This window comes from Mesobaculum littorinae (genome assembly GCF_004011175.1).
GTDB classification, from domain to species: Bacteria; Pseudomonadota; Alphaproteobacteria; order Rhodobacterales; family Rhodobacteraceae; genus Tranquillimonas; species Tranquillimonas littorinae.
In genome coordinates this window covers 347,885-361,977 of the sequence record NZ_RQXX01000001.1, presented here as the reverse complement: position 1 = coordinate 361,977, position 14,093 = coordinate 347,885, and the positions used below count along the sequence as shown (strand labels likewise).

The 14,093-nt window shown below is 64.2% G+C and carries 9 protein-coding genes and 1 pseudogene; 7 read left to right on the top strand and 3 right to left on the bottom strand.

The window, feature by feature from the left end; all coding sequences use genetic code 11:
* The first annotated feature begins 162 nt into the window (after window positions 1–162).
* The 7 genes and pseudogenes from EKE94_RS01710 to EKE94_RS01685 all read left to right on the top strand — a co-directional run bounded on the left by EKE94_RS01710 (window position 163) and on the right by EKE94_RS01685 (window position 10,091).
* Window positions 163–875: pseudogene (locus tag EKE94_RS01710) on the top strand (IS5 family transposase).
* A gap of 208 nt (window positions 876–1,083) precedes the next feature.
* Window positions 1,084–1,758 carry a TetR/AcrR family transcriptional regulator gene (locus EKE94_RS01705; RefSeq protein WP_127904870.1) on the top strand — a complete coding sequence of 225 codons (675 nt, stop codon included), beginning with the start codon at window positions 1,084–1,086 and terminating at the stop codon, window positions 1,756–1,758.
* Between the two features lie 13 nt (window positions 1,759–1,771).
* Window positions 1,772–4,951, top strand: a complete 3,180-nt coding sequence (locus EKE94_RS01700; RefSeq protein WP_127904869.1) for a bifunctional cytochrome P450/NADPH--P450 reductase — start codon at window positions 1,772–1,774, stop codon at window positions 4,949–4,951.
* Between the two features lie 1,191 nt (window positions 4,952–6,142).
* The gene (locus EKE94_RS01695; protein WP_127904868.1) at window positions 6,143–7,945 is read left to right on the top strand and encodes a tripartite tricarboxylate transporter permease; all 1,803 of its coding nucleotides are present in this window, start codon (window positions 6,143–6,145) and stop codon (window positions 7,943–7,945) included.
* Window positions 7,930–8,088 (top strand): hypothetical protein, encoded by a 159-nt coding sequence (locus EKE94_RS18530; RefSeq protein WP_164870785.1) that lies wholly within the window; start codon window positions 7,930–7,932, stop codon window positions 8,086–8,088. The genes EKE94_RS01695 and EKE94_RS18530 overlap by 16 nt, the downstream gene beginning before the upstream one ends.
* Window positions 8,089–8,104: 16 nt before the next feature.
* Window positions 8,105–9,178, top strand: coding sequence for a type 2 periplasmic-binding domain-containing protein (locus EKE94_RS01690; RefSeq protein WP_127904867.1), 1,074 nt, complete (start codon window positions 8,105–8,107; stop codon window positions 9,176–9,178).
* A gap of 52 nt (window positions 9,179–9,230) precedes the next feature.
* Window positions 9,231–10,091: an alpha/beta hydrolase gene (locus EKE94_RS01685; RefSeq protein ID WP_164870784.1), complete on the top strand. Its 861-nt coding sequence runs from the start codon at window positions 9,231–9,233 to the stop codon at window positions 10,089–10,091.
* On the opposite strand, the gene EKE94_RS01680 is transcribed toward EKE94_RS01685, so the two are convergent.
* From EKE94_RS01680 to EKE94_RS01670, 3 genes are all read right to left on the bottom strand, one after another.
* The gene (locus EKE94_RS01680) at window positions 10,078–11,013 is read right to left on the bottom strand and encodes a LysR substrate-binding domain-containing protein (RefSeq protein ID WP_164870783.1); all 936 of its coding nucleotides are present in this window, start codon (window positions 11,011–11,013) and stop codon (window positions 10,078–10,080) included. The genes EKE94_RS01685 and EKE94_RS01680 overlap by 14 nt on opposite strands.
* A gap of 836 nt (window positions 11,014–11,849) precedes the next feature.
* Complete coding sequence (gene thrS / locus EKE94_RS01675; protein ID WP_127904864.1) at window positions 11,850–13,040, bottom strand: threonine--tRNA ligase; 1,191 nt, start codon at window positions 13,038–13,040, stop codon at window positions 11,850–11,852.
* Between the two features lie 633 nt (window positions 13,041–13,673).
* Window positions 13,674–14,048, bottom strand: coding sequence for a DUF4260 domain-containing protein (locus EKE94_RS01670; RefSeq protein WP_127904863.1), 375 nt, complete (start codon window positions 14,046–14,048; stop codon window positions 13,674–13,676).
* Window positions 14,049–14,093: the final 45 nt, after the last annotated feature.

Below are 14,093 nucleotides of genomic sequence, written 5' to 3'. Positions count from 1 at the left end.
GCGTCCAACTGCACCCGGGCGGCGCCTTAAGATGGGATGAGGGCGCGGGTGAGAGAACTCGAACCTCCACGCCTCGCGGCGCAACAGCCTGGGGTCGAAACCCATAAATTGAGATGAGAGGCCGGAGGCTGCGTGATTCAAACTACGTCGATCGGTTGCGGCATGAGCGAGCGCTTCTGGCTGAGCGAGGCGCTGATGGAGCGGTTGAGGCCGGTCCTCCCCCGGGCCCGAGGCGTGGTGCGCGCCGCCGAGTGCAGGGTGCTGGGCGGGCTCATTCACGTGCATCGCAATGGTCTCCGCTGGCGCTCGCGCCCTCGGCCTACGGCCCGCACAGGACGCTCTACAACCGTTTGGTGCGATGGTCCGTCGCGGGGTCTTCCTGAGGATCTCCCGAGAGTCGGCCGCCCCCGGCCCCATGGCGAGACGATCATGATCGACAGCCCCCATCCGAAGGCTCAACGCATCGCGATCAGCCTCTCAAACGAGGGCTCCGCCCGCGCGCCATCGGACGTACCAAGGGCGGACTGAACTCGAAGCTGCACCTGCTGTGCGATGGGCGTGGGCGTCCGCTGCCGGTATTCCTTTCCGCCTGGCAGATGCGCGATGCCAGAGGCGCCTTGGCCCTGCCCGGGCAAATCCCGCCAGCGAAGCGTCTGCTCGCCGACGAGGTCTGTGACGCCGACTGGTTTCGCAACGGACTGAAGGATTGGGGCACGCGGACCTGCCCTCCGCCGCCCCGAAACCGCAAGCGCCCTGCCCGCGACAACCGCCGCCTCCGTCGCAAGCGCCACCGGATCGAGAACCTCTTGGCCCGCCTAAGGGACCGGCGAGGTATCGCGGCGCGCTAAGGTCGGTGCAAAGATCTCTTCTTCTAGTCCATCGCGCTCGCGGCGACTGGTCTCTTCAATCTGCCGAAATGGGTCCTGACCCGAGGACGGGTGATCCCAATGCCACCTTGCCTCAGAGCTTTGCGCCGACGCCCCGCGGAGCCGCTGCCGTCATCCGTACCGATCCATATCGCGTAGTCTTGCAATCCATGCGCTCCCCCATAAATGTTCAGATGAATATTAAAAGGACATATCGATGGCTGAACGCCCTCCGTCGCGACCACGCGGGCGCCCGCCCAAAAATCAGGGTGGCGGCCGCGAAGCTCTGCTGCTTGCGGGCATGAGCGCCTTTGCCCGGCACGGGTTCGTGGCAGCCGATCTGCGCGGGATCGCAGCGGCTGCCGGCGTCAGTCAGAACCTGATCCGCGTTCACTTCGGCAGCAAGACCGGCCTCTGGATGGCCTGCGTGGAGAAGCTCGCCCAGGCGATGACACCCGCGCTGGAAGCGGCTGCCGAACTGGCCAACAGCGACCCCCGCCCCCTGACCGAACGGCTGCGCGACGCGGTCACACTGACCAGCGATTACTATGATGCGTTCCCGCATGTCCGGGACTTCGTGCTCAGCATCACCGCCGATGACGATGAGAAGGCGGCGGTCGTCACGGAAAAACTCCTGCGACCCGCTTATGAGGCGAGCCGCCCGCTCATCACCGCCGGGATGGAGGCGGGGATCATCCGGGGGGCGCATCCCGCGCTGGTCTATGTGCTGCTTAACAGCATGCTCAGCCAGCCGTTTCGTTTCCCCGAATTCATCGGCCGGATCGACCCCGAGATCGCCCCGACACAGGCCCGTGGAATGCTGATCGAGACGATCATCTCCACCCTCGTCCACCAACCCCGGCCCGGGGATGGAAATGCCCTGACAAACTAGGGGAACGCCCGCCATGACGTCCGACACGACCTCTCTCATTCCTCAGCCGCGTGGTCTGCCTCTGATCGGCAACCTCGGCCTGATCGACAAGGCCAAGCCTGTGCAGAGCCTGATCCGGATGGCCGACACGTATGGGCCAATCTACCGGCTGGCGGGGCTGGGCGAGTCGCTGCTGGTTCTGAGTTCTCAGGCCCTGGTAAGCGAGGTTTGCGATCAGGGCCGCTTTTCCAAGAAGGTCCACCGTCCGCTGGAAATGCTGCGCGATCTGGGCGGCGATGGCCTGTTCACCGCCCATAATGACGAACCCAACTGGGGAAAGGCGCACCGGCTGCTGATGCCCGCGTTCGGTCCGATCGGCGTGCGCGCGATGTTCGACCGGATGGAGGAAATCGCCGACCAGATGCTGACGCGCTGGAGACTTTTCGGCCCGAATGCCGTAATCGACGTTGCCGACAGCATGACGCGGCTGACGCTGGACACCATCGCGCTTTGCGCTTTCGACTACCGCTTCAACAGCTTCTACCAGAACGAGACGCATCCGTTCATTGACGCCATGTCGGATGCGCTGGCCGAGGCTGGCATGCGCGCCAAGCGTCCCGATATGGCGAATGCGATGATGCTGCCGTCGCGGCGGCGATACGAGTCGGATCTGGCGCTGATGAAGCGCGTGGCCGAAACCATCATAGAAGAGCGCCGGGCCGAGGGTCGGGTGGGCGAGCGGGGTGATCTGCTCGACATCATGCTGTCGGGCCGGGACCCGGAAACGGGCGAAGGCCTGCCCGACGACAACATCCGCCACCAACTGGTGACCTTTCTCATCGCCGGGCATGAAACCACCAGCGGGCTTTTGTCCTTCGCGCTCTATTTTTTGCTGCGCAACCCCGATGCGATGGCGCGGGCGCGCGATACGGTGGACAGCGTGCTGGACGGCCGGGCACCGGCGGTCGGCGATCTGGCGAGATTGGGCTATATCGAACAGGTCCTGCAGGAGGCGTTGCGCCTGTGGCCCACCGCACCTGTTTTCGCGGTCTCGCCGCATCAACCGACCCTGCTGGGGGGCCGCTATCCGGTCACCCCCGACGATACGCTGCTGGTGCTGATCCCGAAGCTGCACCGCGATCCTGCCGTCTGGGACGATCCCGACACCTTCCGGCCAGAACGATTTGACCCCGAGCGCGCGGCGGAACTGCCCCCCCATGCATGGAAGCCGTTCGGCAATGGCGGCCGGGCCTGTATCGGTCGGGGGTTCGCCATGCAGGAGGCGCAGCTTGTGCTGACCATGCTGCTGCAACGCTTCACCCTGACCGAGGCGGACAGTGGCTATCAGCTGAAGATCGCGGAAACGCTGACGCTGAAGCCTGACGGTTTCCGCATCCGCGCCAGGCCGCGGGAGGATGTTGCCCCGCGCCCCCGAAACACGGCACCCTCTGCGTTGTCCCGGGCCGCGTCAGAGGCGCACGCCCCCGCGCAGTCGGGCGCCGACAGCACCCCGCTCCTGGTACTTTACGGCAGCAACTCCGGCTCCTGCGAAGCCTTCGCCCAGCAGATCGCGCAGGACGCGGCGGCGCAGGGCTATCAGGCGACGCTGGCACCGCTTGACGCCCATGTCGAAGACCTGCCGCGGGAGGGGGCCGTCATTATCGTCACAGCCTCGTATGAAGGGCAGCCGCCGGACAATGCCCGGCGGTTCGTGCCATGGGTCGAGGGGCTGGCGGCTGATGCGCTGGAGGGCGTGCAGTTCGCCGTCTTCGGCTCCGGCAACCGGCAGTGGGCGCGGACCTATCAGGCGATCCCCAAACGGATCGACGCCGCCATGGGGCAGGCAGGCGCGACGCGAATTAGGGAAAGGGGCGGGACCGATGCGGCGGGCGATTTCTTTGGTGCCTTCGATGCCTGGTATGCCGGTCTCTGGCAGGATCTCGGCCATGCGCTTGGCCGGACGCCGGTCGAACCGGCGAAAGAGGATCTCGAGGTCGAGGTCATCGGATCCAAGAGGCTGGAGGTCCTGCGCCTGACCGATCTGAACCAGGGGCGCATCCTTGAGAACCGCGAACTGGTCAACATGACCTCGCCGCTGGCGCGCTCCAAGCGCCATATCGAAATCGCGCTGCCGACCGGCATGAGCTACCGCACCGGGGACTATCTGGCGGTGCTGCCGCGCAATCCGCAGGCCGATATTGAACGGGTGCTGCGCCGCTTCGGCCTTGCCGCCGACACTCAGGTCATGATCGGGGGTCAGCCGGGCGGTGGATCGCTGCCCTCGGGCCAGCCGGTCGAGCTGGCACATATCCTCGCCGACTATGTGGAACTGGCGCAACCGGCGACACGGGCACAGGTCGCCCGCCTCGCTGCTGCCACACGCTGCCCGCCGGACCGCGCCGTACTTGAGGCGCTCGCCGAGGAAGACGCCTATGCGAGCGAGCTGCTGGCGAAACGGGTCACCCTGCTGGACCTGCTGGAACGCTTCCCGGCCTGCGAGCTGCCGTTGGCGCAGTTCCTGTCCGCGCTGCCGCCGATGCGGCCACGGCAATATTCCATCTCCTCGTCGCCGCTGCGCGATCCGTCCCGGTGTTCGCTGACACTTGCCGTGCTGGATGCGCCCGCCCTGGCCGGGGAGCGGCGGCATCTGGGGGTCGCCTCGACCTTCCTCGCGGGACTGACCGAGGGAGCGGCGGTTTCTGTCGCGGTGCGGCCGTCGCAGGCGGCCTTCCATCCGCCCGAAGATCCTGCGGTGCCGATCATATTGGTCTGTGCAGGCAGCGGCATCGCTCCGTTCCATGGATTTCTCCAGGAACGCGCGATCCAGAAGGCCGAAGGGCGCGACGTGGGCAAAGCATTGCTGTTCTTCGGAATCGACCACCCCGAGGTCGACTACCTGTATAGCGACGAGCTGGAGCAATGGCAGGCCGAGGGCGTGGTCGATATCCGTCCGGCCTTTTCGCAGGCGCCCGAGGGTGACGTGACCTTTGTTCAGCATCGCGTCTGGCAGGATCGCGCGAGGATCACCGCCCTGTTCCGCGCCGGCGCCTCGGTCTACGTCTGCGGCGACGGCGCACACATGGCGCCTGCCGTGCGCGACACCTTCGTGCGCATCTACCGCGACGCGATGCAGGTCACCGATGCCGAGGCCCATGCATGGGCCAATGAGATGGAGCGCGAGCATGGCCGCTATGTCGCGGATGTGTTTGCATGAAGGTGCGCCGAAGCTGCTGACGGGACGGTTATTTTCCAGTACTAGGCCCGCTTCCCTAGTCGGGGGTCTGGATCAAGCTCATCCTCCTTGTCTTGGTGGGATCGGTGTCGCTCATCCGGGTCACGCTTCTCTCCAAAGTCTGGTCCCCTGAGCTCCCCTGTTAGCTTTCGCCGGATTGGCAGAGGCCCCCTGCCCCTATCGGGTGGCCCGGTTCCAGTCTCGGTGCATGACGGGTCTCGATGGCACTGCCGTTGGCTGGGGCGGGGGCAATCCGCGGTCGCGAGGCGTCCAGTCGACTGCCTCTGGCGCGGGTGGCCGATGGCCAAGGGGCCGGTGGGGCCATACGGTAGCCTAACGGATCCCCCATGCGTCGATCACCATGCGCGTCTTGGGCCAGCAAGGAGAAGACCTCCCCGGTCGGGAGGTCGTCGCGGCGCTTCGAGGGGACGTTCTCGCAGTCGCCCTGCCTCGGGACAACGGTCCACTGGACCGTTATCTGCCCCCCCCGACAGTCTTGGGGACTGCCGGGTTCGATGACCGCCGTCTTCGCGCCCAGGGCACCGAACCGGTCCTGCCCTGCCACTGATAGGCCCTGCGATACCTGGTCGGTCACCTGCCGGAGCTTCGCGACGATATCCTCATGCTTGTCACCTCCGCCGGGGCACCGATCCCCCGGGTCGACGCCTGATCCGGCTACGACCTGCCCATTTCACGTACGCCATCTGGCGCCAGAGCCTATTTCAGGGACCACCACCCTTGCGGGGGCCGGCCAGGGTGGTCGCTGCGTTACGCGGCATCCGAGATCGAGCACTAGTCCGCCGTTCGCCAGACTGGCCACTGCTGCAGCGCAGCTTCTCAGAACCGCTCATTCCGGCATCGCTCAGCATTGTCCAACCGATCAGTGTCCGCAGCGCGGACCTTTCTGACGTTCGCTGCAGATGCAAAGGCAACAGTTAGGAAGCTCAGGGAGCGATCTTTCGCCAGATAGATCACGAAAGGCAGCACTTTACTGGCTTTTTTCGGTCTCAGACACGGTTCCTACGGCCCTGACAAACACGAGACCCTCGCCTTGATCAGATCTGGAGCACTTACAAAAACTAACGCAACGAATAGATTTTGTCATTTTCACTAATCCTGCCCTAGTGCCACTCGTACTCCCACTCGGCAGGGAGAGCCGATGAGGGAGGATACATGATCGAGGCGTTCCAGACGCTGACGGGTACGTCGGCGGTTCTATACCTGATGTTCGGCGCTTTGCTGGCCCTGGTGGTGGGCATCCTGCCAGCGCTTGGGGGGGCCGCGGGCCTTTCTCTGTTGATTCCGTTCATCTACGGCATGGATCCAAGTGCGGCGATGGCGATGGTCATCGGGATGCTTGCGACCGTGAACACGGGGGACACGATCACATCGGTCCTCTTGGGCGTGCCGGGATCGGCCTCGTCCCAGGCCACGGTGCTGGATGGCTTTCCCATGGCCAAGAAGGGTCAGGCGGCAAGGGCGCTGTCGGCCGGCTTTCTCAGTTCAGTGATCGGCGGTTTGTTCGGGGCGCTGGTCCTGACCATGACGTTGCAGTCGGCCAAGCAGGTCATCCTTTGGTTCGGCATCCCCGAAATCCTGATGATGATCCTCTTTGGTGTGGCCAGCGTGGCGGCCTTGTCCGGCAAGAGTCTGCCCAAGGGCGTGGCGATCTGCGCCTTCGGCATGGTCGTGGCCTCGGTCGGATTTGCGCCCGCGAGCGGCGAACAACGGCTTGATCTGGGGCTGTTCTATCTGGGCGACGGCCTTCCGTTGATCGCCTGCGTGATCGGGGTCTTCGTCATCCCCGAGATCGTCGACCTGATCCAGCAGAACCGCTCGATCTCGGATCGCCCAAGCCTTGGCAACGGCACCCGGCAAGGGGTCATCGACGTCCTGCGCAACAAGTGGATCGTGTTGCGCTCGGCAACCGTCGGCTGCCTGGTCGGCGCCATGCCGGGTGTCGGCGGCGCGGTGGTGGACTGGATCGTCTACGGCCAGACCGTGCGGTCGGCCAAGGACAAAAGTCAGTTCGGCAAGGGCGACGTGCGCGGCGTGATCGGCGTCGAAAGCTCGAACAACGCGGTCATGGGCGGAGCGCTGGTGCCGACGCTGCTGTTCGGCGTGCCGGGGTCCGGCTCCACCGCGCTGCTGCTGTCGGCGCTGATCCTGATCGGCATCCAGCCCGGGCCGGGCATGCTGACGCAGGATATCGACCTGACCTACCTGATGATCTGGAGTTTGGCACTGGCCAATATCCTGGGAGCCGGGGCCTGCTTCCTGTTTTCCCGACATCTGGCCAAGCTGACGCTGATCCCCTTCGCCTGGATTGCACCCTTTCTGATCGTAGCGATCTCTTTTGCCACGCTGCAGATCAACCGGGATCCGCGCGACCTGTTTCTGATCCTGCTCTTCGGCGCCATCGGCGTCGCGATGCGACGGTTCGGTTTTTCCCGACCGGCCTTCCTGATCGGCTTTGTCCTGCAGCAGAACCTCGAGAAGTCGCTCTACCAGACGGCCCAGCTCTATAGTCTGACCGATTTCCTGTCGCGGCCCATCGTGCTGATCCTGCTTGCCGTGATTCTGCTGATCCTGGGGACCTCGATCAAGCAGCAGATGACGAAGACCGTCGACAATCCTGAGGAGATCGACAGGATCCGCCAGACCCGCGCAACCCAACTGGTGCTGCCCGCCCTGCTGGCTGTGTTCTTTGCGGCGGCTCTGTGGATGGTGAAGGACCTGCAACCGCTGGGACGCATGTTCCCGATGGTCGCCGGCGGCTTCGGCTTGACGGCCTGCGCGGTGATCTTGCTGCAACTGGGCCGCGGCGCGCCCTCGGCTCTGGAGGACAGCCACGTCACCGGCCCGCGCTACTCGGTGTCCTTCTGGCACACGGCGGCGTGGCTGATCGCGGCCGTGCTGTCCATCGCCTGTTTCGGTTTTTCGCCGGAGCGGCGCTCTTCATGGCGGCCTTCCTGACGGTCGAGGCCCGGGCCAAGTCGCTGGCCGTGGCCTTGGGCGTGGTGAGCATCGTCGGGGTCTACCTGTTCCTGACCTATCAATCCGGGACCTTCCTGCCGGATGGCTGGGTCCTGTCACTGAACCCGTGGGATTACTTCTGAGGAGGAGAAGACGATCATGAAACTCAAGACCATCTTGCTGGCCGGGGCTGTCGCCCTTGGGACCAGTCTGCCAGCCGCCACGCAGGATCTGGGTCTGAACCGGATCAACGCCACCGTGCCGTTCGGCGAAGGCGGCGGCAGCGATACGCTGGTACGCGCGGTGGCGCCCTATCTGTCCCAGGCGTTCGAGAACGAGCCTACGATACTTGTCCGGAACGAACCGGGCGGCGGCGGTATTCCTGCTGCCAACCGCTTCAGCAAACGCGCCAGTTCCGATGGATCGGACTTCCTGGCCATGTCCTCGTCGATCTTCATCGCCAGGACGCTGGGGGCGCCGCAGATCAGCTTCACGCTGGATGAGTTCGTACCGGTCTTCATCGCGCCGATGGGTCCCCTCTACTACGTCTCGCCCGCCACCGGCGCGACGGAGACGGGCGACATCGAGGGCATGAAGGGCGCGGATCTCGTGTTCGGTGGCGGGCGTCAGGACTCGGCCGACATCCTGACCGTGCTGTCCTTCGACCTGCTTGGCTTCGACGTGAAATCCGTCTGGGGTCTGGAACGCGGGGGCGGTCGCATCGGGTTTGAGCGTGGCGAGTTCAACCTCGACCACCAGACCACTGCAGCCTACATGCGCAGCGTCCAGCCGCTGGTGGACGAGGGAAAGGCGATCACCATGATGGCCGGCGGTGTCATCGCCCCCTCGGGCGAGATCGTGCGCGATCCGAACTTCCCCGACGTGCCGACGTTCATCGAGCTCTACGAGGAGGTCCATGGCGAGCCGCTGAGCGGCCCCGCCTATGAGGCCTACTACGCGCTGACCAGCGCGGCCATCACCGTCGGCAAGGCCATCGTACTGCCGTCTACGGCCTCGCCCGAGGTGGTCGACGCCTACAGCCGCGCCTTCGAGAAGGTCATCGCCGATCCCGAGTTCCGCGCGGCCAACGAAAAGTCGCTCGGCGGCTACGACCTCTACACCGGGGAGGACGCCCGGGCGCTGTGGGGCACCGTGGCGGACATGTCGCCCGAGGCCCACGCCTGGCTGGCAGATTGGTATGCCGAAAAGGTCGGCTTCAAGCTGCCCGGATGATCGCAGACATGCCCGGACCGACACAGGTCCGGGCTTTTCAAAAGGACTCCCCATGACCGACACGCAGACCTCAGCAAAACCGCAACATACCGGGACCGTCATCCCCCTGCCGGAGGTTCCTCCGGGCGTCGAGGTGATCCATGACGTCTCGTTCGGGCCCCACGAACGTCAGGCCTACGACGTGTATCTGCCGGAAGGCGCAGCGCGTCCGTTGCCCGTCGTTGTCTTCTTCCATCCCGGGGCCTGGCAACGCCGCGACAAGCGGGCGGTACGCACCATGTTCGTTCTGGAACACAGCTTTGCTCTGGTCAGCATCGGCTACCGGCTGGCGCAGCATGCGCGTTTTCCCGCGCAGGTGCAGGACGTCAATGACGGGCTGCGCCACCTGATCGATCATGCCGCGGACTATGGCATCGACCCGGACCGCATGGTGCTGGCCGGCACCTCTGCCGGGGCTCATCTTGCGTCGCTGGCGGTGCTGGCCAAGGATCACGCCGCATTCCATCCGGTCGAGAACCTGTCCCCGTGCGGCATCGTGGCGGTCTATGGCGCCTATGACCTGGCGCATCTGCTGGAGAGTGCCGATGATCTGGCCACCGATCATGTCAGCGCCGACAGCCCGCTTGGGCTGATGTTCGGCGAGCCGCCCCTGGACCGGATGGACCTGCTGCGCGAGATCAGCCCGGCCAACTATATCCGGTCCGACGCGCCGCCTTTCCTGATCCTGCACGGGCGCGAAGACCACGTCCTGCCGTGGCGGCAAAGCGCGGATTTCGCCAATCGGCTGTTCGATGCGGGGGTGAACGCGACCCTGCAAGTGGTCCCGCATGTCGGCCATGGGGCCGAGGCCTTCCGCACCGGCCGTATCGCTGACGAGATCACCGCCTTTGCAAAGCACGTTACCGAGGGGTGATCGTGGCGTCCCGACCCGACGCATCGAGATAGGCCTGCGTACGGGCACGCAGCCCCCCTGCTTCGGCCACCAGCCAGTCATGGAACAAGCCGGCGGCATTGCGCCGACGCCTTGAGACGGGGCGCAGCAGGACGATGGGCGACGCTGCGTCGATGATCGTCGGGTCAGGACGCACCAACCGCCCCTCGGCAAGGTCTTGCAAAACCAGCTCCAACTGAGCGATTGCCACCCCGTTCCCGGCCAAGGCAGCCTCGTAGACCAGTGTCGAGTTCGAGAACACCATGAGGGGTTTCTTGTCATCCGCCGACAGTCCAGCGGCGGCCATCCAGTTGGGCCAGTCTTCCATGCGGTTGCGAGAGGCAATCCGCGTCGTGAGCGACAGGTCCACCCTTGGTCCCAGCCGCTCGGCGACGGCGGGCGTGCAGACCGCCAGAAGGTGCGGCGTGAACAGTGGCACGCGGGTAATGTCGGGCGACTCCTCTGGCCGCATACTGAGCGCCATGTCGAGGTCAGCCCACCCCGCGTCGACGCTCTCGATACCGGTCTCGAATTCGACGGAAATGTCCGGATATTGCTGTGCGAACGCTTCCAGCCGAGGAATGAGCCAGCGGTTCGCCCACGTCTGATAGAGCTTGATCTTGACCGAAGCAGAGCTGGACTTTCCGGTGCCGATCTCCAGTGCCTGTTCGATCTGCTCGAAGGCATCGGAAAGGCCCTGCGCGATCTGCCGCGCCGCGTCGGTAGGCTCCGAACGGTTGCCATAGCGGTGGAACAAGGAAACGCCCAATCCGTCTTCCAGCCGACGAATTTGCTGGCTGACTGCGCCGGGAGTGACATTTAACTCGCGCGCCGCCGCCTCGAACGTGCCGAGGCGAACCACGGCTTCGAAGTGGCGCAGCCCCTGAAGATGAAGGCGGGACAATATGCTGGCTCTGGCGGACATGATCTCGGAAGCGACTGGGTTCAGGTAGACAATACAAGCGGTTTCGAGGTTGGCACAGGCAATCTCACAGGTGAAAGGCGTAGTCCGGCCAAAAGTGAATGAACCTGGCCGCAGGTGCCGACAGCGCCAAGCCTGCCGTGGCCATTTTGATGCGCGTCAATCCACCAAACAGTCCGAGGAGATTGGCACGATGGCGGCCTAGGCAGGGGCCGATCTCTGCGGTCGCGGTTTGCTGAAGGAACCATTGAGGGTGGGAGGGCCATCCTATGGTCAGACCTTAGAAAGACAGCAGCACATGCAAAATCGGCTTGGTAAGCCTCTCTCGATCTGGGCCCGGACATGCGGCGGCGCGGCGGGCCGACCGCCAGGAATGCGGCAACGCCCGACACTTTTGGCCCTGAGCTGACGTTCGAAGCGACCGCCGGTGTGGTACCGTTGCGCCACTGAAGCGGCAATTCATCTCTGCCGCAGTATTTCCAACGACCCAAGGTCGCCTATGCGGGACTTTTCGGTCTTTCGCCGCGATTGCTCGAATGTGAGCTTTAATGTTGCCGCAGCACGCGCCGCTAAAGCATTGCTTAAATTGGATGTGACAGGCCGTTGTCTCCATCTTGCAGGGAAACGACTTGTCGGGTGATGACCGGCCTGTGCGGTCTGCGGCCTTGGGAGCGGATGGACGTCGAAGCGCTCAGTATCCAAGGCTTCGAATAGCACCGTGCTGCGCGAGCAGAGTTTCCAGGCTGAGCTGAAACCTACGCCGGCCCGATGATGGCTGCGCAGATTGCGATGAGGGTGAAGCCGAGAGGACTTACTCATTACGGCGCGCTCCCGGCGGATTTGAGATGCAAAACGCCGTCCCGTAGCGCTACCGCTCTCTTGGCATTGCCGTCCTGCAGCATGATTTGTCCCGCGGCGGCCTCGCGTCGACCGATCACCGCATGGACCGGAATCAACCGCTCATGCGCAATTAGGAGGCGTCGCTGCAGGGTTTCGGCCTGGTCAAGCATCACCGGACGCAGTCCAGCGTCCCGCATCGCCGTGTAGGCTGCCTCAGCTGCGGGGCGCTGCTCTTCCGAGATCGGCAGGACGGCCACCTGTTCGGGGGCAAGCCAAAGCGGCAGCCGACCACGGTGGTGTTCAAGGAGGATCCCGATGAAGCGGCCCATGGAGCCCAGCACCGCGTGGTGGAGCATCACCGGCACATGGCGTGCGCCATTCTCGCCGATGTAATTCGCCTCGAGACGGCCCGGCAGGACCATGTCGAGCTGAATGGTTCCGCACTGCCAAGACCGGCCCTGCAGATCGCGCAGTGCGAACTCGAGCTTGGGCCCATAGAAGGCCCCTTCACCTGGCAACAGTGCCGGGTCGAGCCCCGCGGCGCGGGCCGCATCGAGAAGTTGCGCCTCTGCCGCGTCCCAGTCCTCCTCGGACCCGGCCCGTTTCTCGGGCCGAAGCGAAAGCATCACGTCGAAGTCAGGGAAACCGAGATCGGCATAGACCTTTTTTAGCAGGCCGACAAAGCGGGCGACCTCCGGGACCACTTGCTCGGGGCGGCAGATGACATGGGCATCGTCCTGTTCGAATCCGCGCGAACGCATCAACCCGTGCATCGACCCGGAAGGCTCGTCGCGGTGGCAGATGCCGAACTCGGCATAACGCGCCGGAAGGTCGCGCCAGGAGCGATGGCCTGCGTTGAAGATTTGTAGATGGCAGGGACAGCTCATGGGCTTGAGCGCCAACTCGCGTCCTTCGGGGCGCGGCACGGCGAACATGTTCTCGCCGAACTTCTCCCAGTGGCCGGATTTCTCCCACAGCTCGCGCGGCAGGAGCTGCGGGCTGCGCACCTCCTCGTAGTCTAGAGCGCGCATGCACCCACGGATGTAGTCCTCGAGGGCGCGGTAGATACGCCAGCCGGCCGGGTGCCAGTAGATCATGCCCGGCGCGTTCTCCTCCATGTGATAAAGGTCGAGGCGATTGGCCAGCATGCGGTGATCTTCGTGTTCCATATCGGTGTCCTTGTCGGATGGAGACGACCGGGACCCGCATGGCAAAAGAAAACCCCGCGCGGATGCCCGGCGGGGTTGGGTGGTGAGGATGATGAGATCAGCTCACGACCTGAGAACCCGCCCAAGAGGCGTGGTCGTCGTGAGTGTGGTGAGAGCGATCTTGATCATCATGATGAGTGTCATAGGCGGCGACCCCGCAACGATCAACGGATATCTGCGAAAACAACTTCAGACGTGTCCCAGTTCTTATCAATGTCGTGAGTTCTTCCGCCAAAAACGAAGAAGTCCCATGCGAGATCGCCGCAGCATTCTGTAACTTCGAGTTCGGCGCGGACTTGCGGCGGCGCGGCCTCGACTGCCGGAGGAGCGGGCGAAGTGAGCTTTCGCTACACCATGCATGAAGTTCTGCGGTCACTATGCACCTGCCCGGTGCAAGCGGTCCAGCTTGGCTCGGTAACCAGAGCACTTATTGGCCGTGACGCGCACTCTCAAACGTTCGTATCGCCATCGAACCTCGGGGTGGGCATCATCTGTTCCTTTCCGGCGAGGTGCGGGACGATCGTCCTAAATCCGAGGTGATATCCTGATCATTCGCAAGCGAACGGCTCGGCATGCAGGAAGGTTTGGCGAAGATCACTTCGCTTCTGGACCGCCTATTCGACCGAGGTGGGTGACGTTGAAACCGGCGGGAGATTTGAGACCGTAGCCGAGCATGCGATCGAACCCCGAATGGGCAAGCCAGAGCGAACCCAGTGCGGACGGAAGACCGGCATCTGTAGCGGCACCGAACGCGACGAGAATGATACCAAGCGCATAAATGTGTGCAGCGTTATAGACGACGGCACCCCATCTCGATCCGAACGAATACGCTGCGAAACTGAGGTCCGGTGCGAAGAAAATGAGGACGGCCCACCACCACGGCGCCCCGTAGCCCGTGAACGCATATAGCGCGAGCCCCGCGAGAAAGACGAGCGCGCCTTCGATGCGCTGCCACGTAACGGTATCCACTGGAACGCTCCCATCTTGCTTGAATGCAGCTTCGAGGTTTTGCCC

Excerpts from the sequence above, each read along its gene's own strand:
- thrS (WP_127904864.1), bottom strand. The coding sequence starts at position 13,040 with ATGGAACACGAAGATCACCGCATGCTGGCCAATCGCCTCGACCTTTAT.
- EKE94_RS01685 (WP_164870784.1), top strand. The coding sequence starts at position 9,231 with ATGACCGACACGCAGACCTCAGCAAAACCGCAACATACCGGGACCGTC.
- EKE94_RS01690 (WP_127904867.1), top strand. The coding sequence starts at position 8,105 with ATGAAACTCAAGACCATCTTGCTGGCCGGGGCTGTCGCCCTTGGGACC.
- EKE94_RS01700 (WP_127904869.1), top strand. The coding sequence starts at position 1,772 with ATGACGTCCGACACGACCTCTCTCATTCCTCAGCCGCGTGGTCTGCCT.
- EKE94_RS01695 (WP_127904868.1), top strand. The coding sequence starts at position 6,143 with ATGATCGAGGCGTTCCAGACGCTGACGGGTACGTCGGCGGTTCTATAC.
- EKE94_RS18530 (WP_164870785.1), top strand. The coding sequence starts at position 7,930 with ATGGCGGCCTTCCTGACGGTCGAGGCCCGGGCCAAGTCGCTGGCCGTG.
- EKE94_RS01705 (WP_127904870.1), top strand. The coding sequence starts at position 1,084 with ATGGCTGAACGCCCTCCGTCGCGACCACGCGGGCGCCCGCCCAAAAAT.